Source organism: Bacillus sp. TL12, from assembly GCF_022625245.1.
Lineage (GTDB): Bacteria > Bacillota > Bacilli > Bacillales > Bacillaceae_G > Bacillus_A.
Genome location: NZ_JAJJBY010000004.1, coordinates 165,664 through 185,796 on the forward strand (window position 1 = coordinate 165,664; position 20,133 = coordinate 185,796).

General features: G+C 36.5%; 21 protein-coding genes and 3 pseudogenes. 13 read left to right on the forward strand and 11 right to left on the reverse strand.

Annotated features, from left to right (window positions below):
- The first annotated feature begins 125 nt into the window (after positions 1 to 125).
- Positions 126 to 1,073: an alpha/beta hydrolase gene (locus tag LOK41_RS05895; RefSeq protein ID WP_241815669.1), complete on the forward strand. Its 948-nt coding sequence runs from the start codon at positions 126 to 128 to the stop codon at positions 1,071 to 1,073.
- Between the two features lie 106 nt (positions 1,074 to 1,179).
- Here the strand turns inward: LOK41_RS05895 and LOK41_RS05900 are convergent, their stop codons facing one another.
- Complete coding sequence (locus LOK41_RS05900; RefSeq protein ID WP_241815670.1) at positions 1,180 to 1,953, reverse strand: SDR family NAD(P)-dependent oxidoreductase; 774 nt, start codon at positions 1,951 to 1,953, stop codon at positions 1,180 to 1,182.
- A gap of 785 nt (positions 1,954 to 2,738) precedes the next feature.
- Here LOK41_RS05900 and LOK41_RS28930 point away from each other — a divergent pair.
- From LOK41_RS28930 to LOK41_RS05915, 5 genes are all read left to right on the forward strand, one after another.
- Positions 2,739 to 2,867 (forward strand): hypothetical protein, encoded by a 129-nt coding sequence (locus LOK41_RS28930; RefSeq protein WP_277818490.1) that lies wholly within the window; start codon positions 2,739 to 2,741, stop codon positions 2,865 to 2,867.
- Between the two features lie 14 nt (positions 2,868 to 2,881).
- On the forward strand, positions 2,882 to 4,171 hold the full coding sequence (locus LOK41_RS05905; protein WP_241815671.1) for an MFS transporter: 1,290 nt from the start codon (positions 2,882 to 2,884) through the stop codon (positions 4,169 to 4,171).
- Positions 4,172 to 4,231: 60 nt separating this feature from the next.
- Positions 4,232 to 4,366: a hypothetical protein gene (locus tag LOK41_RS28935; protein ID WP_277818491.1), complete on the forward strand. Its 135-nt coding sequence runs from the start codon at positions 4,232 to 4,234 to the stop codon at positions 4,364 to 4,366.
- Positions 4,367 to 4,745: 379 nt separating this feature from the next.
- Positions 4,746 to 5,534, forward strand: a complete 789-nt coding sequence (locus LOK41_RS05910; RefSeq protein ID WP_241815672.1) for an SDR family NAD(P)-dependent oxidoreductase — start codon at positions 4,746 to 4,748, stop codon at positions 5,532 to 5,534.
- 214 nt (positions 5,535 to 5,748) lie between these two features.
- Positions 5,749 to 6,225, forward strand: coding sequence for a 2,4'-dihydroxyacetophenone dioxygenase family protein (locus LOK41_RS05915; RefSeq protein ID WP_098523652.1), 477 nt, complete (start codon positions 5,749 to 5,751; stop codon positions 6,223 to 6,225).
- A 68-nt stretch (positions 6,226 to 6,293) separates the two neighbouring features.
- On the opposite strand, the gene LOK41_RS05920 is transcribed toward LOK41_RS05915, so the two are convergent.
- Positions 6,294 to 7,199, reverse strand: a complete 906-nt coding sequence (locus LOK41_RS05920; protein WP_241815673.1) for a LysR family transcriptional regulator — start codon at positions 7,197 to 7,199, stop codon at positions 6,294 to 6,296.
- Between the two features lie 226 nt (positions 7,200 to 7,425).
- Here LOK41_RS05920 and LOK41_RS05925 point away from each other — a divergent pair, with 226 nt between their 5' ends.
- Entirely contained in the window at positions 7,426 to 7,614 is a 189-nt protein-coding gene (locus LOK41_RS05925) for an SDR family NAD(P)-dependent oxidoreductase (RefSeq protein ID WP_241815674.1), read from the forward strand.
- A 22-nt stretch (positions 7,615 to 7,636) separates the two neighbouring features.
- Positions 7,637 to 8,419, forward strand: a pseudogene (locus LOK41_RS05930) (SDR family NAD(P)-dependent oxidoreductase).
- A gap of 179 nt (positions 8,420 to 8,598) precedes the next feature.
- Here LOK41_RS05930 and LOK41_RS05935 read toward each other — a convergent pair.
- The 6 genes and pseudogenes from LOK41_RS05935 to LOK41_RS05960 form a co-directional block, all read right to left on the reverse strand.
- Positions 8,599 to 8,898, reverse strand: a complete 300-nt coding sequence (locus tag LOK41_RS05935; RefSeq protein ID WP_241815675.1) for a contact-dependent growth inhibition system immunity protein — start codon at positions 8,896 to 8,898, stop codon at positions 8,599 to 8,601.
- Between the two features lie 18 nt (positions 8,899 to 8,916).
- Positions 8,917 to 9,330, reverse strand: a pseudogene (locus tag LOK41_RS05940) (RNase A-like domain-containing protein); the annotation flags it as partial.
- Positions 9,331 to 9,440: 110 nt separating this feature from the next.
- Positions 9,441 to 9,773, reverse strand: a complete 333-nt coding sequence (locus LOK41_RS05945) for a hypothetical protein (protein ID WP_241815677.1) — start codon at positions 9,771 to 9,773, stop codon at positions 9,441 to 9,443.
- 11 nt (positions 9,774 to 9,784) lie between these two features.
- A complete protein-coding gene (locus tag LOK41_RS05950) occupies positions 9,785 to 11,350 on the reverse strand; it encodes an EndoU domain-containing protein (protein WP_241815678.1) in 1,566 nt (521 codons plus the stop codon).
- Positions 11,347 to 11,709, reverse strand: a complete 363-nt coding sequence (locus LOK41_RS05955) for a DUF3958 family protein (protein ID WP_241815679.1) — start codon at positions 11,707 to 11,709, stop codon at positions 11,347 to 11,349. The genes LOK41_RS05950 and LOK41_RS05955 overlap by 4 nt, the downstream gene beginning before the upstream one ends.
- Positions 11,710 to 11,750: 41 nt before the next feature.
- On the reverse strand, positions 11,751 to 12,026 hold the full coding sequence (locus LOK41_RS05960; RefSeq protein WP_241815680.1) for a TIGR04197 family type VII secretion effector: 276 nt from the start codon (positions 12,024 to 12,026) through the stop codon (positions 11,751 to 11,753).
- 290 nt (positions 12,027 to 12,316) lie between these two features.
- Between LOK41_RS05960 and LOK41_RS05965 the strand changes: the two are divergent.
- Positions 12,317 to 12,430: pseudogene (locus tag LOK41_RS05965) on the forward strand (N-acetylmuramoyl-L-alanine amidase); the annotation flags it as partial.
- A 654-nt stretch (positions 12,431 to 13,084) separates the two neighbouring features.
- On the opposite strand, the gene LOK41_RS05970 reads toward LOK41_RS05965, so the two are convergent.
- Entirely contained in the window at positions 13,085 to 13,837 is a 753-nt protein-coding gene (locus tag LOK41_RS05970) for a hypothetical protein (RefSeq protein WP_241815681.1), read from the reverse strand.
- Between the two features lie 117 nt (positions 13,838 to 13,954).
- Here LOK41_RS05970 and LOK41_RS05975 point away from each other — a divergent pair, with 117 nt between their 5' ends.
- The 4 genes from LOK41_RS05975 to LOK41_RS05990 all read left to right on the forward strand — a co-directional run bounded on the left by LOK41_RS05975 (position 13,955) and on the right by LOK41_RS05990 (position 17,794).
- The gene (locus tag LOK41_RS05975; protein ID WP_241815682.1) at positions 13,955 to 14,602 is read left to right on the forward strand and encodes an HD domain-containing protein; all 648 of its coding nucleotides are present in this window, start codon (positions 13,955 to 13,957) and stop codon (positions 14,600 to 14,602) included.
- Positions 14,599 to 16,491 carry an ABC-F family ATP-binding cassette domain-containing protein gene (locus tag LOK41_RS05980; protein WP_241815683.1) on the forward strand — a complete coding sequence of 631 codons (1,893 nt, stop codon included), beginning with the start codon at positions 14,599 to 14,601 and terminating at the stop codon, positions 16,489 to 16,491. The genes LOK41_RS05975 and LOK41_RS05980 overlap by 4 nt, the downstream gene beginning before the upstream one ends.
- 75 nt (positions 16,492 to 16,566) lie before the next feature.
- Entirely contained in the window at positions 16,567 to 17,298 is a 732-nt protein-coding gene (locus tag LOK41_RS05985) for a Bax inhibitor-1/YccA family protein (RefSeq protein WP_241815684.1), read from the forward strand.
- A 157-nt stretch (positions 17,299 to 17,455) separates the two neighbouring features.
- On the forward strand, positions 17,456 to 17,794 hold the full coding sequence (locus LOK41_RS05990) for a single-stranded DNA-binding protein (protein ID WP_241815685.1): 339 nt from the start codon (positions 17,456 to 17,458) through the stop codon (positions 17,792 to 17,794).
- 269 nt (positions 17,795 to 18,063) lie between these two features.
- Here the strand turns inward: LOK41_RS05990 and LOK41_RS05995 are convergent, their stop codons facing one another.
- Both LOK41_RS05995 and LOK41_RS06000 read right to left on the reverse strand, forming a co-directional pair.
- Positions 18,064 to 19,266, reverse strand: a complete 1,203-nt coding sequence (locus LOK41_RS05995) for an MFS transporter (protein WP_241815686.1) — start codon at positions 19,264 to 19,266, stop codon at positions 18,064 to 18,066.
- A 25-nt stretch (positions 19,267 to 19,291) separates the two neighbouring features.
- On the reverse strand, positions 19,292 to 19,873 hold the full coding sequence (locus LOK41_RS06000; RefSeq protein WP_241815687.1) for a TetR/AcrR family transcriptional regulator: 582 nt from the start codon (positions 19,871 to 19,873) through the stop codon (positions 19,292 to 19,294).
- Between the last annotated feature and the right edge of the window lie 260 nt (positions 19,874 to 20,133).

The window sequence follows — 20,133 nt, forward strand, 5'->3', positions numbered from 1 at the left end:
ATAAGTAAAATCACCATTGTATGATTTTTTATTATGAAGTTCATGTGAAGGTATCAGAACAGGAATAAAGGTTTAGGAAATATCCGAGTTAGTTTTAAAATAAATTGAAGTGAGGATGATGTTTCATGGCAAATTTAGATCCGCAGGCAGAAAAATATTTACAAGCATTTAATCAGATGCCGCCTATTCATATGATGGATCCAGAGGCAGTAAGAGATATGCTCTCCAATGCACCGCGCCCTGCTGTAAAATTAAATCTGGTTTCAAAGGTAGAAAATTTAATGATACCGGTAAGTCAAGATGAAGAAATCAAATGTAGGGTATACATACCGGAGGGGCAAGGTCCCTTCCCGATATTTATTTACTACCATGGTGGAGGATGGGTTCTAGGAGATATTGAAGCGATGGATGCAAGTTGCCGAATGATCGCAAATAGAACGGCTAGTATTGTCGTATCAATAAACTACCGTCTCGCTCCAGAGTATAAGTTCCCTACTCCAGTGGAAGACGCATATGCGGCATTGGAATGGGTTTATGAAGAAGGGGCCTCTTTTAACGGAGATGTTACTAGATTGGCAGTCGGAGGAGATAGCGTAGGTGGAAATCTAGCGACAGTAGTTACTATGATGGCGAGAGACAGAAAAGGCCCTGACATCACTGCACAGGTCTTAATCTACCCTGCGACAAATCTTGAGTTTAATACGGAATCCCATCAAACATTTGCAAAAGGATTTGGGCTAGATCGCGAACAGCTGATTTGGTTCCGTGATCATTATTTAAGGAATGATGAGGACAGATATAATGAATACGCTTCTCCTTTAGTTGCTGAAGATTTAACTGGTCTCCCGCCAGCAATCGTAATCACAGCAGAAAATGATGTGCTTCGGGATGAAGGAATGGCTTATGCCGAACGTCTGAGAAAATTTGGTGTGCAAGTTGAATATGCATGTGAACTCGGTATGATCCACGGCTTTTTTGCACACATAGCTATTTTCCCAAAGAACATTGAATCAACTGTTTCTAAGATTGACAAGTTCTTGAATACTGCTAAATATACAATAGGGATAGATTGAAATCAAAAAGTTCTAAAAAACGAGCCTCAGCTTTTAGTGAGGCTCGTTTTTTAAATACACTACTATTGGTAATCTACGATACAGTTACAATATCAATCCTAGTTTTTTAGTAAAAAACGGTATCTCCAATTCCGCCGGTTACCGAAATGACATCACCAGTAATCGATGCCGCTAAAGGTGAAGCCAGGAAGGTAATGACATTAGCAATTTCTTCTACTGTAATCAATCGGCCGAGTGCATTGAGTGCTGCCATCTGACGCACAGCCTCTTCGTTAGTGACTCGGTTTCTAAACATTTCCGTATCAACAATCCCTGGATAAACAGCATTGACGTTAATTCCGTGCTTTCCTAATTCTAATGATGCGGATTTTGTTAAATGGACAACAGATGCATTACGTGGACCGGAACTAAAATAATTGCCGCCAATTCTAGCAGCCAGACCACTTATATTTATAATACGTCCCCAATTATTTTCTATCATAAAAGGAGCTACAGCTCGGATACAACGAAAATAGCCCATATACTTTTCTTCAAAATCTTTCAAAATAAGTTCATCTGTAATACTATTAAAATCCTCTGGCTCAAAGCCGCCAACACGGGCTCCACTGTTGATTAAAATATCGATGCCACCCATTGCTGCTGCTGATTTTTCAACTAAATTTAGGATAGAGTCAGGATCAGTGGTATCTGCCACAATCGGATAGATATTTCTTTTTGTTTCTTGGGCTAATTCCTCTGCAGCAATTTTTAGTGAGGATTCGTTTCTTGAACAAATCGTACAATCTACACCTTCCAGGGCCAACTGGCGGGCAGTAGCTTTACCAATCCCGCGGCTTCCTCCAACAATAAGTGCTTTTTTTTCAGATAACTTTAAGTCCATAGTTCAACCTCCTGTTTTGATTTAACCGTAAAAGCCCAAACTTGAAAATCAATTTTTGGAATATTAAATCATTTCTATTCTTGATTCTACAGATAAATTATAATTAAATAAAATTAAAAATTTTAATTTGTAATTAAGTATTACTAATGTAAAACAAAAAAAGCTATTTTGTAAATAATGAAAATAGGACCGATACCTTAGTGAAATGTATCAGTCTTTTATTTTTCTTGTACGATCGAATAGGCTCTTCAAGAGGATGAACGTACTCCTATTATTGTTTATCCCTCTATTCGTGGCCACCTCAAGGTTGAGAGAAGCGAAGAAGATAGAGAAGAATAGTTACCCGTAAAAGCCCGATTGGTGAGAGTTTTCCATAAGTGGAGGATAAAGAAAACCCCAATTTTCACTTTATTGAGGGAAGGAAGGGAGATACATGACAAAATTTGAAGCACTGAATCTGCAGATTTACATATGGATACTCATGTCTAAAAGTGACTCTAACTTTTACTAGTAATTAAATATTAGTAATACTTACTTGTACATTAAAATTTTTAATTTTATTTAACTAAAAATTATGAATATAATGAATTAAATAACAATTGATGCAATCGTAACGGTTGTTATTTAAAGCGATTTCATATAGGGGAAGGAGGGGGGAACACTTAAAAAGTTATAATTTATATGTGCAATTTGTTAATAATCATATCGTTCTTCATTCACGTACTGCATATGAAGATTATGAAGAACCGGAACGCAAACGTCATTAACTAAGATTGTGGCTTACCATGCCAAATGGCCGAGAAATTGCACCTGATTTTGCGATGTTTATTGTTGAAAGGACAAGTAAAGCAGGTCACGGTGGTATTCTCATACGTGGAAAAACAGCTGGTGGTATTGTAGAAAACTTAAGGTAGGGGGGATTTTTATATTGAACACCCCAAAATATTCTTGGGTTATATTATTATTTCTAGTTGCTTCTGGTATGATCAACCAAGTTGATAAAATTATCATTGGTTTGGTTTTCGTTCCTGTAATGGAAGAGTTACATTTAAGTCCTTCACAATGGGGATTGGTGGGAAGTTCCTTTTTTTGGTTCTTTACCTTTTCCTCTATCATTCTTGGTGGTATGGCCGATTCCAAAAACACGAAAAAAATGTTAACTTGGATGTCGCTGGTATGGTTGATTGTTCAATTTGTTACACCTTTTGTTTCTAGTCTGTCTCTGCTAGTGCTTACAAGGATGCTTTTGGGAGCAGGCGAAGGCGCAGCCCCTGCTCTATCAACGGCTATAGTGGGAAAATGGTTCCCAAAACATAGACATGGTATAGGCTTTGGCGCTGTTCTCTGTGGAGCAACAATTGGGCCTGCAATTGCTTCACCATTATTAATCTCCTTAATCAATCAATATGGATGGAGATCTGCTTTTATAGTCATGGGTATTGTTGGACTGATTGTATTAGTTTTATGGGGCATTTTCGGTAAAGAAAGTCCACAAGAAATCGGGTTGCCTTCATTTCATCAAGAGGAGCAGCACTCATCACCCATCTCCAAGGTTACTTGGCGTCAGTTTCTTCCGCATCTTTTATCTAAAAATTTTGTTTTTATCATTTTGTGTGGAGGGTGTGCCTATTGGTTATTGTCTGTTCAAGCAATATGGTTTCCGGCATACTTTACCAAAGTTCAACATTTTAATGGTCAAACATTAAAACTAGCCGTGTCTTTACCTTTTCTTTTCGCTGCCATTAGCCAAATCGGATTTTCCATGCTATCAGACCGGATTTATCGTAAAACTGGGGATATTCGTAAAGCACGAATAAATCTTGCCGGTTCCATGATGGTGCTATCTGCTCTTTGTGTATATATGGCAAATACCGTGCATTCAAGTGCTATATCCATCCTGTTCTTCACCCTTGCTCCAGGTTTTGCGTATGTCATTCTTTCACTTACACCTGCAATATTGATGGATTTTTTTTCTCCCAAAAATATCGGAAAAGCACAAGGGACCTACGTTGCTCTTGCAAGCTCAACAAGTATTATTGCTCCGCTCGTATTCGGGTATTTCATCCAGTATGCAGCGACTGAGGCAATGGGATATCATTATGGATTTCAAGTAACTGCTTTGGGTATGTTCGTTATTGGATTATTGTTTTTGATTGTTGTACGTCCCGCGAAGCGAGGTCACACAACAATAAAAGCAGAGGAGCAAGTAAGTATTTGAAAATCAATGATGGATCGAGTAGGGAAAGAAAGGAGTAAATATGAAAAGGAGGTTGCATAAATGGATTGTTGTGTGCATTGTCATGAAGAATTAGCCATTATGGAGCGCAATCGCAGTGTGTGCTGGAATTGTCAAGAGAAGATGTCCGAGACTTACTCTGATGATTATATTGAAGTAGAAGATAAAGTGAAATAGGTGCACGACAGAATTTGGAGCTTCGCAGGTAGCAAAAAAAGCAGGGTATCCTCTGATTGAACCAACCCAAAAGAAATATTTAAGTGCTAATGAATCACCAAATCAATTGGAACGATATCATCCCTGATGACAGGGGGATAATTTTTCATTACGAGATCAAGAGCAAATGTAATAGTCGAACTTTCAATGATGACTTGGAAAACTCCGCCCATATATATGATAATTGTTCAATATTGATTTTGTACTCCTTTTTGAATATTAATAATATTTATTTACACATTAAAAACTTTAATTTTATTTAATTATAACTTATGAGTATAATCAATAACATAACTATTTTTAAAAATTTTGAATATTCTAAATTCAGGAGGTGTCTAGAATGTCATATAAACAATTGTTTGATTTAACAGGACAGACAGCAATGGTTACCGGAGGTGGTAGCGGGTTAGGGCGTGTAATGGCACTAGCGTTGGCTGAGGCCGGTGCAAATGTGGTAGTTTGCTCACGTCGTATAGAAGTTTGCGAAGAAGTTGTGACAGAAATCGAGGCGTTAGGAGGACAAGCATTTGCTTTATCATTGGATGTAACAGTTCCTGAATCTATCGCTCAAGGTGTGGAGATAGCGGTTTCTCATTTTGGAAAAATCGAAATTTTAGTCAACAGTAGCGGAACGGTTTTTGAAACGCCTGCTACGGACATGCCTTTAACACAATGGCAAGCTATGCTCGATACAAATGTGACAGGAACATTTTTAATGTGTCAGGCTGTAGGAAGACATATGATAGACAACGAATACGGAAAAATCATTAACATTTCTTCTTCAATCGGCTTTAAAGGTACTGACCCAGAAGCTGTAGATTCTGTAGGATATACAACAAGTAAGGGTGCAGTTATGACTTTAACGAAGGATCTTGCAGTTAAGTGGGGTCGCCATGGAGTACATGTGAATTCCATTGCTCCTGGAGTTTTCACTACTGGAATGAATAACCCAGAAATACCGGGAACACTTGTGCATAAGGCCGGCCCGATTATCGCCTCCCAAGTTCCAGTAAGGAGGTTAGGTGAAGACAAAGATTTAGTAGGAGCAGTCCTTTATTTTGCTTCAGCAGCTTCTGATTATTGTACAGGACAAATATTGACTCTTGATGGGGGACTTGGCGCTAAGTAAATTCCACCCAAATAATTAAACTTAATTCGTGAATATATCAAATTGATGGTGTAAATTAATATAACTTAATTATAAGTTATAAATAATAATTTTACTTAATCTTTAATTATGAATATGCTGAAAATAATAAATTTGCAATAGTTAATCCTTTGACTAGTGTAAGCGTTATCAATATCAATATGCGGATTTCAAAAAAATGAAAGAGGGGATATAAGTGAGCAACGTAAAAAGTGTAAAAGAGGTAGTGGCATTTCATGCCAATAATATTTGTCCAGATGATTTACCTTGGATTCCTTATTTTGGAGATGCGAAGTTTAAATTGCTTAAGGCAAACCCGGTGACAGGACAGACGGTTACGCTATTAAAAGTTCCTGCGGCTATGCAACTTCCTGCTCATTTTCATCCTGGTACGGTTATTGTTTATACCGTCCAAGGTACTTGGAGATATCTCGAGGATCCTTGGGTCTCCAAAGCTGGTGATGTTGTTTATGAGCCAGCTGGCTCCTCACATACACCTCAAGCTGTAGGAGATGAAGAGGTTATTACGCTTAATATTGTTGAAGGAACATTAGACTATTTAGGTGAGAATGGAGAAATTATTGCCAGAGATAATTGGCAGTCATTCCTGAAAAAATACCATGATCATTGCGCAGCTGAAGGAATTGAACCTGTCGATGTGACTAAATTCTAAAAGATAGATTCGTAAAAAAGAGAAGATCGACGTTCACATGCGACGAAGATGCTTCTCTTTTTTCTTTCTTAACTCTTAATAATTTTGGATTTTAGATGATGAATATATTTGTTGGCAAAAGTGGATAAATGTTTATTCTCTGATTGAACCATCCCTAAAGAAATATTTACAGTCCTATGATTCATCAAATCAACCGGAACGATATCACCATTGATGACAGGGGAATAATTTTTCATTACGAAATCAGGGGCAAATGTAATAGCTAAACTTTCGATGATGGCTTGGAGAACTCCATCCATATTGTTTGATGTAAATAGGATTTTTAAGGGTTTATATTTGTTAAAGAAATCTTGAACAAAATACTGCATAAATTCACCTTTATATGTAACGAGAGTTTGATCTAGTATATCATGAGGAGTTATGGCACCAAGAACTGCTAAGGGAGAATGCTTAGAAACATATACTTTCTGTTTCCCTTCAAATAGTGTTTCAAAAACTATTCCTTCCATGTTTACATTTAAATCGGCCGAATACGTAATCAGTCCGATGTCGGTCTTATGCTGTCGAATATCTTCAATCACAGCAGGCCCACTTTTTTCAGTAACCTCCACATTTACATGTGGATATTCATGTCTAAAAGCGGCTATAGCTTTTACTAGAAACGTCGTCAATCCCGGTAAAGAAGATAATCTTAATTCCCCTACTTCCATGGAATTGAATGAGTTGGCTGTCTCTTTTATTTCTTCAATTTTTTTCAGTACTCCGTAGGCAAGTTTTAGAATGATTCTACCTTCATCAGTTGGTACAGCACCGTGTCCTCGTGAGCGATTAAGAATCTTAATCCCTAACTCCTTTTCTAAGCTGGTAATAGATTGGCTGATTGTGGATTGGGTCACATGAAGATTCTGTGCTGCTATAGTCAGAGAACTGTGTTTTGAAACCTCAATAATATATACTAATTGCTCAATGTTCATGACGGTCCCCCTTTTTGAATATTAGTAATACTTACTTACACATTAAAATCTTTAATTTTATTTAATTATAATTTATGAGTATAATCAAAAACAATAAGAATATTTATAAATTTTGGAATATTAAAAATTATGGAGGTGTCTAGAATGTCATCTAAACAATTGTTTGGTTTAACAGGACAGACAGAAATAGTTAATGGAGATGGTAGCAGGTTAACGGAGACTAAACGTGCTTACGTTGGTAAAGGAAGATGCAAGCGTTGTAGTATGTTCGCGTCGTATAGAGGCTTACGAGAAAGTTGTGAAAGAGATCAGAGTATTAGGGAAACGAGCACTTGTCCTGGCAATGGATGTAACAGATCCTGAATCTGTTGTTCGAGGTATGGATAAAGAAATTTCTCATTTCTTAACTGGATAAATAATACATGGGGAGGCAACGGATGACAACAGAAACTGTTTTAATTACAGGTGCGACAAAAGGAATCGGTTTGGAATTCGCTAAAATTTTCGCAAGTCATAGCTATAACTTGGTGTTAGTCGCCAGAGACGCAGCGTCATTGGAGCGACAAGCCGAGAATTTTAAAAAGGATTATGGCATGCAAGTGAATACTTTTGCCGGCGATTTAGGCAACTATACAACGGTAGAGAGCTTGCATCGACACTTGAAAACCGAGGGAATTGACATCGATATATTGATTAATAATGCCGGAGCTGGCGGGTTTGGATTCATGACGGAAGTGGATATTCAGAAGGAAATGGAATATCTACAGCTCAATATGATCTCGCTTACGTATTTAACCAAACTTTTTGCGGATGACATGGTGAAACGAAAGTAAGGTAAAATCTTGAACGTGGCTTCACTAGCGGCCTTTCAGCCAGTTCCACGAATGTCGATGTATGGAGCGAGTAAATCGTACGTCTTATCCTTTTCGGAAGCGATTGCTGAAGAACTGAAAGGAACCGGGGTTCAAGTTTCTGTACTATGTCCCAGTTTTACCAAAACACCGCTCACGCAGCAATTCGCCGAAGCGGGCACGAAAGTGTTCAATAAGAACATGTTGGATCCGCAAACGGTTGCTAAGTGCGGCTTTGAAGGATTAATGAAGAATAAAAGGGTAATCATCCCTGGCTTTAAAAATAAACTCATGGCTAAATCTGTGGGATTGCTGCCAAGGAAATGGGTAACCATCTATACCCGAAAACTTCTCGAGCAAAAAGTGTAAATAAACATAAAGGTACATTTTACACTATGAAACATCACTTTTATAAAACCTTGATAAAACAACGTTTTTGTGACAATTCGAAAGGGAGTACGTACTATATTACGGCTAGTGATGCGTATGTGAATGTTCGTTAATTTAACGAAAAAAGACCGCCTTTTACGGGCGGTCGATTTTTCTTATTAAGTGTTTTTTAATGCTTGTTTTAACGTCTCAACTGTTTGTTCGAGCCATTCTATAGGAGTAAGTTTTAAAGAAGGAAAATAAATTTCAGCATAATATTCAATAAACTCTTCTTTTTCTTGTGTGGATAAATCACTTTTTAAAAATGCAGTTATGTACTTTATAGTATTTTCTATACACACTTTGTGGGCTTCTTCTATAAATTCATTTAAGGCTTTTTCTGCTGTCCCCATATCTTGATGAAATGTTCCCTCTAAAAAATCACTTAATTCTTCATGCATATAATCTTTATCATTCATAAGTATCCTTCTAAATTTCTATCTTACAGGATATCCTGTTCGAATATAACTTCCTTGTCCGTCTTTTTTTAAGATAATTTTAGCATTAGTTACCTCTAAAACATTTTCAGATCCTCTTACAATAGATCGACCAATAACTTCATCACCTCTATACTTTAACCCTAACGTTGGCCGGCTGTAAGGATCAGCTAACCACCTTTCTATTTTACGTATATTTTGAGGATTGGTTAACATTTCATCAGCAACTTTTTGGGCTGTTTCTAAATCATTAAAAGATGAAGACCCTGTGATATCTGGATCATCTATTAAGCGTTGAGCCAATGCTTCATTAGATATTTCAACATGCTTTTCCATTAAATGTTCGCCTTTATCTTCGTGTTGCCTTAAATCACCATCAAATACACGTGAACTATATTGGGTTGATCTATCTATCTATGTTTTCAGCCTGACGAGCTCGTTCTTCCATTAGCGATTGACAACAATAAGGGCAATACTATGTTACTGCAAACGAAGCAAAAATAAGCCAATTCATAAGAATTGGCTTATTTTTCATACTTTAGATTCTCTGCTTCCCATATTAAAATTAATTCTCTTAACTCAGAAGTTTCAATTGTACATGAATAATCTTCATCTTCAACATAACGATTTGAGATATGTGTGAAATCTGGTTTTATTTCTAAGTCACAGGCATTCCCTCCAAATTTGGAGGATTCTTCTTTCCCGTTTAACACTTGATCGATTTCTGTAATCCATGGTTCGGCGGTCCCGCCTTGTATATCAGAAGCTAAAAAATCTGCAACTATAGATATTTCTGAAGGTAATTTTATTAATAATGTATCATATGGGCCAACAATAAATTCATAACTATATTTCATTTTTCTTGCTCCTATCTTTTATAAATTGGAAACGCCGATATAATTTTTCTATTTGGAGTAAGAAACATTCTGATTTTCATTCCATTTGAAGTTACTCCAATATATGCATTACTTGAGCCAGCTTGAAATCTAGCATTTCCATAAGCTTCTTCAATAGCTTTTAAGACTTGTGTTCGACTCCAGTCATCTGGAAAAAATGTGGACGGCGCTCCTTTAACTTGATTATCAACTTTGACTTTTGCTCTATATACTCCGTTTGCATCAGGAGGATCAATAATGTGTAAAATTCCACCTTTTCCCATCATGCTTTTATGATGATATCCTCCTGCAGCTCCTTCTCTATTTATATTCCCGTGAAATATATGTTCAACGGTGCCATTGTTTTTATAAATAGAATTAGGGTGAGATTTAAACGGATTAAAGAATAAGAAAGTATCTTTAGCTTGTCTAAAATCAGGTGCATTAAATTTAGATCGCATACCACTTCCATCAGCAAAAGCAAATCGGTCTTTCAATGGTATTTGATTCGAAACGGACGAGATACCTTCTGAGAATTTTGCTAGATTCACACCTTCACCGAGTGTAGTTACTTTGCCTATTTTATTTAACCCTTTATCTCCTGCTCCTGCTAATCCAACTTGCATAAAAAGATTCGTACCCCACCTTGTACGACTTTCAGCATCCCCATTCCAAACATCATTCATAAATGAATTTGAAAAAGTATTCCATGCAGTAGACGCTGTTTCTAGAGGGTGACCTATAGCATATTTCATGTTTTCTTTTGCTACTGTATCGTCTAGTGAATCAAAAAATTCTACGATTCCTCCAATAAATTGTCCAGAACCATACCAGACACCACTCACAACTTTTTCAAGTATATTTTTTTCAGAAGTACCATCTTGTAATGTATCTGATTCTACTACATCACTTGATTTAATTCTATTATCCAAACGAATGTTAGTATCTAAATATTCTTGAATAGAATCTGCCCATGCCATATTTAATCCTTGCGTACTAAAAGTGCCACTGGCAAAACTAAAACCTTTTCCGCTTTGGACTTCCGCCAAACCCGCCGCGATGCTAGCGGCTAATTGAATTGCTGTATTATAGTTATTACTAGATGTTTGGTTGAACTCATACAAATGATCTAACTTTTCTTGCAGTTTTTTTCTCATGACAGTAAAAAGATTCGCCATAGCATCCATACCTGGGATTGGCATAGCTTGACTGACAGCTTCCATACTTGTTTTCATTCGGTCAATTTCTCGAATTTGTTCTAATATTTCTTGTTCAATGACATCAGTTGAAGCGACTTGTGATTGAAAATCACTCGGAAAAGTATCATTTTGACGAATTAATTCTTCACACAAATAAATAATTCCTTGTGCTAAAGGAAGAAAGGCTTCTACAAAAAAAGCTTTTGCACTATCATATGTTTGCCCTTGCAAGACAGTATCGCTTGCGAAAGCTTCAATCGACTGAATAGCTTGTTCCATACCTTGAATGGTAGCGGTACATACAGCGTTCATGCTTTGAGTCTGGCTTTGTACTTCTCCCAAATACATATTTAAACTCATGCATTGACCTCCCTTGCCAATTGTTGTTGGTGATAGGAAAGGTCGTTTTCTAAATCACTCAGGTCTCGTCTTTCTTTAAGCAACGTTTCTTTTTGGTTTTCCAGTTCGAATGTAAGTTTTCGCTCAACGTGTTGTGCTTCTTGCCGTATATTCATAAAAAAATGAGATAACTCTTTATCCCCATGCCAAGTTTCTAGAATTCGGTTAAACAAACGATCGCTTCGACTTTTCCATTCGTGAAAATCTGCTTCCGTTTGCTCCTGAGTGTGAATCGCGGATTGATTTCGGTCCTGTTCTTCAAATACACTTCGTAACTTTTGATTTAATTGATTGATTTGTTTTTCAATATCTTGACTCATCTTTTTCCTCCTACCGTTTTACCTTTACGTAGGTTACCACATTAGCGAAAAGTATTGTGAAGTTCGTGATCCATTCTCTCGAACTCTTTGGCTACCGAATGAATATTATCGACCGCTTGTTGAAAGGCGGCGGAAAATTGTTTCGTCAAAACTAAAACCTGTTGGTTCGCTTCTTGTGCTTTGGAGTTAACAGATAGTGTAGTACGCGTCGCCTTTTTTATAGAACGATTTGTCGCACTTTGGATTGTATCCGAAGCATTTCTCATCTGCGTAGCGATTTGTTGTGCCGCTTGAAAATTACTTTGAAATTGTCCCATCGCATAAACCCTTTCTATATTTCTATGAATGTATTAAGGAGGGGAGTGCCTAGTATGTATGTCCATTATCCTACTGTTCTTCATAGGAATCCTCCTGGAAAAATATTGCGGATTTAATTATAACAATAATTGGCTATGTTTTCCTTAAAAAATTCCTTTTTATAACATGTGTGTGTTTACAATCTTCAGTTGGGAGCGGAGAGTTCATAATGAGAGAAAGGACTTTGCCAGGAATGAAATAATAGATAAAGAGATTAGATATGGCTTGAATAGTAGAGATGAGTATAGTATTTATAATCGATGTAAATATAACTGTTAATGGATCACCACAGTACAAGGTATACAATAGTAAGGGAAAGACATACTATGTTACTGCAAACGAAGCCTACGTATATGTGAAGTAAGGTAAAAGGGAATCCTTTTTTATTTTATTAAAACATTTAAACTTCATCAGTACCTATTTGTTCTAATATTTCTTTGGCAGTTTCGATATCCATTTACATAGGTGCCGGATTGAATCGTCCTGGATTTTCATTAAAATACTCAGCTAGTTGTTTCAATTTTGGTCATACATCTTTATAGGGTAAATACTTTTCTGCATCATATTTAAGTGAGGTATTTTAGTTACGCCCCACCTTTGCCCCACTTTATAGAAAAAAAGTTGAATATATTTTGAAAAGGGATAATTTGAAAAACATTGATATAACAGGATTTGTGAGGGTGTTGGGAAGGTTTGAATATATGAATACACGTTCCGCACACAAGTTCAACAATCGGAACGGTAATACCTATTTATCAAGGTGATTGTGATACAAGATTTATCGCGGAAATTTATGTTAAATGAATTGTTTTTAAAATAAAAATTTATCTAATACAGTTTAATTAAAAGGCTATTATTTGATCACATTTTGCTCACAAATAATATAAAAACACGTGAAAAAATATGAAATTCACTTTTGAAATAAAATATAATGTAACAAATAAGAAGTGTCACAAATGCTTGTATAACAGGCATTTGTGACACTTTTATAGTTTTATATAACACAAAATGAAAACCCTTAAAACTGTTCATTCTTCTCCCAAGACTCTACAATATAGTGAGCAATTGTCGGGTTGAACCCTTTTCCAATTAAAAACATAATCGCAGCAACCTCTGTCATAGCATGTTTGTGAGAGGTATGTTTTGCTTCATTCATTCCGTACTCTACCCATGGTTTTACGAAGTCCAATACAGGTTTCTTTAAAGGTAAAAATTGTGTACCAACAACTTGTTGGATTTGTTGTTGTGTTGGCTCAGTGGGAATAGCTGTAGTAGGACTTGGAGGCAAGATTTGTATTTGCGCCGGATCAAATGGAGCTGGTGGTAAGATTTGTGGCTGAGTTGGATCTAATGTTGGTGCCGGTGGTGAAACGCGCGGGTCCTGGAATGGTTGATACATTTGTGGTTGTTGATATGGATTTTGCTGATATTGGGTTTCATGGGATTGCTGAGCTACGTATGGATTTTGTTGATACTGAGTTTCATGAGCTTGTTGGGTTAAGTATTGATTTTGCTGGTATGTCGTTTCGTGAGATTGCTGAGCTACGTATTGATTTTGTTGATATGTCGTTTCGTGAGATTGCTGAGCTACGTATGGATTTTGTTGGTATTGTGTTTCATGAGTTTGTTGTGCTACGTATGAATTTTGTTGATGTTCAAATTCCTGTTGTTGTGGTTCTTGGTCTTCAAGCTGCGACTCTCGATATTGTTGTTCTTGATTTTGAGGATAGTATGGTTGTTGCGGGTAAGGATGTTGATTGTTATAGAACATTTTATTTCCTCCTTCAGATCCTTCATGATTATGCATGCAAAATAGTGTATGGGCAGACAAGAAAATATGTGATGAAAAAATGAGGGCGTGTTACAATAAGAAATTGGGTGAAGATAAATGAAAAAACAAGAACAAATACAAAAAACAGTCAGCTTTGTAAAAAACATTTTAGAAAAAGATGCCAGTGGACATGATTGGTATCATATTGAACGTGTACATAAATTAGCGATTTTTTTGTCTGCAAAAGAAGGTGGGAATCGTTTTGTAATTGAGATGGCAGCTTTACTTCATGATGTAGCAGATGAGAAGTTAAATGAAAGTGAAGAAGCTGGTATAAAAAAAGTTTCTGATTGGTTAGAAGGATTGGGTGTTGCTGAAGAAGAAAAAGAACATATCCTTCATATTATTATGAATATGTCATATAAAGGTGGACATGGTGGTAATGTAGAAACTTTGGAAGGTAAGATTGTTCAAGATGCGGATCGATTAGATGCACTTGGTGCAATTGGTATTGCTCGTACGTTTGCTTATGGTGGTGCAAAAGGTCGTTTAATGTATGATCCAAATATTCCACCGCGTGAAATAATGACGAAAGAAGAGTATCGAAAAAATAATGATCCATCATTAAATCATTTCTATGAAAAACTTTTGAAGTTGAAAGATTTAATGAATACAGAGGCTGCAAAAAAAGAGGCTGAAGTTCGTCATCACTACATGGAAGAGTTTATCGAACAATTTATGAAAGAGTGGAATGCACAAATATGAAAATGCTAACAGTAGAAAACGTATCAAAATCGTATGGAGATAAACCATTATTCGACGGATTATCATTTAGTATTGCAGAGGGACAACGTGCAGGGATTATTGGTGTGAACGGTACAGGGAAATCTACATTATTAAAAATTATCGCAGGGGTAGAGATTCCTGATACAGGTGACATGACGCATACGCGTGGCTATACAATTAGCTATTTATCACAACAACCGGATTTTAATGAAAATTTGACAGTACTTGAGCAAGTATTCCACGGTGATACGCCGCTCATTCGCCTTCTTCGTGAATACGAACAAGTATTGTTAAACATAGAACAAGACCCAAGTAATGAAAAAGTACAAGAGCAACTATTTGCAGTGCAACAACGTATGGACGCGATGAATGCATGGGAAGCAAATGCGAATGCAAAATCACTTTTAACGAAGCTTGGTATTACAGATTTCACCGCAACAGTTGGAAATTTATCTGGTGGACAAAAGAAACGTATTGCAATGGCGCAGTGCTTTATTGAAACGCCAGATTTATTAATATTAGATGAGCCAACGAATCATCTTGATCATGAAACGGTAGAATGGTTAGAAGAGTACTTAGCACGTTATACAGGAGCAGTTTTACTTGTAACACATGATCGTTATTTCTTAGACCGTGTTACCAATCGTATTTTTGAACTAGATGGTGGTAAACTGTACAGCTATGAAGGGAATTATAGTACATTTTTAGAAGCAAAGGCACTTCGTGAAGAGCAAGAATTAGCACAAGAATCAAAACGTCAAAACTTATATCGCCGTGAACTTGCTTGGATTCGCCGTGGTGCAAAAGCGCGTTCGACAAAACAAAAAGCACGTATTCAGCGTTTTGAAGAGTTGAAAGAACAAGAAGGTCCAGCAGCAAAGCAATCTGTTGATATCTCCCTTAGTGGAAGCCGATTAGGAAAGAAAGTACTTGAATTAAAAGATGTGACGAAAAAATTTGGTGATAAAACGGTATTACATAATTTTAATCATATCGTGAAACCAGGCGATCGAATTGGTATTATTGGGGCTAATGGTAGCGGGAAATCATCTTTATTAAATATGCTTGCAGGCAAATTATCACCTGACAGTGGTGAAATTGAAGTTGGGCAAACTGTGAAAGTTGCTTATTATACGCAAGAAAATGAAGATATGAACTTAAATCAACGTATGATTGAATATATTAAAGAAATTGCAGAAGTCATTCATACAACGGATGGTAAAGTTATTGGAGTATCCCAAATGCTTGAGCGTTTCTTATTCCCGCCGCATTCACATGGAACACCACTTGGTAAACTATCTGGTGGTGAAAGAAGACGTCTGTATTTATTACGTCTTTTAATGGGGGAGCCAAATGTACTTCTATTAGATGAGCCAACTAACGACTTAGATACACAAACGTTAACAGTACTAGAAGATTATTTGGAAGATTTCCCAGGTGTTGTTCTGACTGTATCACATGATCGCTATTTCTTAGATAAAGTGGTAGATGAACTGTTTATCTTTACTGGTGGTGGAGAAATTCGTGAATTCCTAGGCAGCTATAGTGATTACTTAGATATACAAAAGACTCAAGAACTATTAGAAAAAGTAGAAGTACAGAAAGAAAAGAAAGTAGAAGAGGCTCCAAAGCAACAACGCAAACGTAAGCTTTCTTATCATGAACAACGTGAATGGGAAACGATTGAAGATACGATTGCGGCGCTTGAAGAAAAGCTTGAAGCAATTGGGGAAGAACTTGCGAATGTAGGTTCTGACTTTACAAAGGCACAAGAACTTTCAGAAGCGCAAGAGCAAACGGAAGAAGAGCTAGAAAAAGCGATGGAACGCTGGAGCGAACTATCTGACATCGTTGAAGGTTTAAAATAAAAACAAGCTGCATATATTGAAATGTAAAGAGAAAAACTTTACACTATTGGTAGAACCTATTTTAGGAGGGAAAAAATGAGAACATCTAATCCAATGTTGAAAAAAGAAGCCTTTCGTAAACAGGGAGCAAGTGCGTCTGCGATGACAATTGGCGGAGCTGTAGGCAAAACATTTATTATGCTTGCTTTGCTTCTTGCAACGTCTGTCTATTCATACATACAGATGTACAATGGAAAAATGCAAATGCCCGTTTTAATTGGAGCATTAATTGTGGCTGCAATTATTGCATTTGCTGCTATATTCTTCCCGAAAATGGCACCTATTACTGCACCTATTTACGCAGCGGTTGAAGGGATTGTTTTAGGAAGTATTTCAGCAGTATATGCGCTTCGTTTTGACAACTCTATTATTTTAAATGCTGTATTACTAACAATTTCGATTTTGTTTGCGATGTTAGTTTTATATGCAACTCGTGTTGTAAAAGTAACAGATAAATTCCGCACAGGTGTGATGGCTGCAACGTTTGGAATTTTGATTATGTACTTAATGGTTTTCCTATTAAACATGTTTGGTGTTACTGTTCCGTACATTCATCAAGGTGGAACAATTGGTATCATCATTAGTGCAGTTGTTATTGTAGTAGCTGCATTAAATTTATTACTAGACTTTGATTTAATCGAAAATGGTGCACGTAGCGAAGCTCCAAAATATATGGAGTGGTATAGTGCAATGGGGCTAATGATGACATTAGTGTGGTTGTACTTAGAAATTCTTCGTTTTGTATCTTACTTTACGAAAAACGACTAATTGCAAGAAATCCTGCATGTTTGAAACATGCAGGATTTTTTTTTTTGTTTTTTTAGATTCAAAGTGAGTATTTTCCGTTAGAAATATATCATTTTGCATTTTTTACCTATCTTCTATTTTTTTCTACAATAAAGAAAAAATGTGAGGTGGTATAGAAATGATGAATCGAGTTGTATTAATCGGAAGGTTGACGAAAGATCCAGAACTATACTATACAAAGCAAGGAATCGCCTATGCACGTATATGTGTTGCGGTAAATAGAGGGTTTCGAAATAGTCTAGGAGAGCAACAAGCAGACTATATTTACTGCGTCGTCTGGAGAAAATCGGCTGAGAATGTATCAGAGTATTGCCAAAAGGGGTCGCTAGTTGGGATTACAGGTCGTATTCATACGAATAACTATGATAATGAACAGGGGAAGAGGGTATATAAAACTGAGGTTGTGATTGAAAAAATTACGTTTTTGGAGCGGAAGAGAGAAGGAGCTTCACGGTAGAGAACGGTGATATAAGTAAAAAAAGAAATGGGTGTAATTATCAGATAACTATTATTTTTCATTAATTCCTTCCCATATGTAACTGTCGAGAGAGAAAAAAATCGTTTTTGGATAATTCGAAACCTTAGATTAATGTAATACCTAGTAGAAGAAAATCAAAACCCCTTGCGCAATATGGACAAGGGGTTTTTTGTTTTGAATTAGATAATGATCTAGCTTCAAAAGGAAAACTATTTTGATTGTTCCGAAAGAGTCTTCGGGAGTTCTAGTTACTCCGCTAAGCTAGCTGCCAATTGTTTTTCTTTCCACAAGAATGTAATACCAAGTCCAATGGCCAAAATAACTGCAGCGAAAAGATAAGGATAGTGGATGTTTATATCAAATAGTATTCCGCCTATTGCTGGTCCGACGATGTTACCTAAGCTTGTATAGGTTGAGTTCATTCCAGCAACAAATCCTTGCTCTTTCCCGGCAGATTTTGATAAAAATGTCGTCAATGCGGGACGAAGTAAGTCAAAAGCAAGAAAAATGAAGCAAGTTACCGTCAGTACTACCAAAAAGCTAGAGATTACAGTGGAAACGACTGCTAGTATTGCACCTATAATTAAGCATAATTGAATTAATTTTTTTTCGCCGAGTATATCTAGCATTTTTTCAAACATAAATATTTGTACAACAACGCCAAAGATGGAGCTTATTGTAATGATAGCTGCAATTTCTTTCGGCATGAAGCCGAATTTATGGTTAGAAAATAGGCTGAAAATAGTTTCATATGCTGATAAGCCGAAAGCGAGTACAAATACAATAATAAATGCGATAAAGTAAAGCGGATTAAGCGATTTTTTTAAATCGCTTATAAAATTTGTTTGTTTTGTATTGGCGGAAATTTCGGCAAGCTCTTCTTTTGTTAGTGGTTCCTTTAGAATAAAAATTGACGAAATGCATGCTAAAAACGCAATAACTGCTGCAAAGAAGAAGGGTGTACGTACACCGAATTCTGCAATAAATCCACCGATTCCAGGTCCTATAATAAAACCAGTACTGATGGCAGCAGATAGATAGCCCATCGCTTTTGGCCGTTCCTGAACGGATGTAATATCTGCAACATATGCAGTAACACCTGGCATAATAAAGGCCGCACTAATTCCTCCTAGAGCCCTTGCTAAATAAAGCATCGATACATTCGTTCCTAAACCAAAGATAAGTTCTGAAGAACCAAAAAGGAATAAGCCGATTATGATCATTTTCTTTCTGCCATAGCGGTCAACCCAGCGTCCTGTGACTGGTGACATAAGCAGTTGTGCTACTGCAAATACGGCAACAAGATAGCCCATTGTTTTTCCTGATAATTGCATGAGATTCATAAAAGATGGCATAACAGGGATGATGAGGCCAATTCCTAAAAATGCAATGAATATATTGCTTAGAAGAATAATTAATACCATCTTTTGTTCCTTTATTGTTTTCTTCATGTTTCAACACCTCTTCCTGTAAGAATCATTGATGTGAGATACCTCTCCAAAATACTGCCCAAGAGGCCTCTAATTTATCTTTCAGCCGTTTTTCATCATTACCGTATACAAGCTCAAGGATAATGGAATCGATTACTCCTAAGAAGGCGAGGGTTGGTGTTTTTGCTGTATCTCCGACTATCACTTTAGCATCGATCCAATCTTGAAATTTATTCTCCAATAGCATATACACCTTCTCTGATATGTCAATTACTTCTTTTTCGATTGCTTTTGCAAGATGTGCCGGCGGAAAAAATGACATACGTAGCCAAAACTTTAACTGTTCATTTTTTTGAAAAAGATCGATTTCCAATTGTAGCAGCCTGTATAAATCTTTTTCGGGATTTTGTGAATCAATTTTACTTAAGTATTGAAGTTTTGAAGCTAGTTCTGTTTCTTTTGCATCACGTAACACCTGAAGAAAAAGATCATCTTTTCCTTTAAAATGTGAGTAAATAGACTGCTTTTTCATGCCAACTTCTTCAGCTATTAAAGAAAGGGGCGTCCCTTCATAACCATGAATTGTGAAATATTTTAGAGCGGCGTCCTTAATTTCATTACTTTTCAATAAAATCACCTCAAATTTTACGAACGTTCGTCAGTTATGATAGCAAATTAAATACATGTAAGCAAGCGAAAAATACATTTTTATATCTAAACAAATAACTTTAAAGATTGACATTCAATCTAATTAGGAAAAGCTTTAAAAGAAGGAGAAGGTATGTCAGGATGCGAATGGAATCTAGCTGACTTTACTATATGGTGTTGAAGGATATAGTTTCTTACATATAAAAAGAGTGCATTCTAAGAAGAAACAATATTAAAATT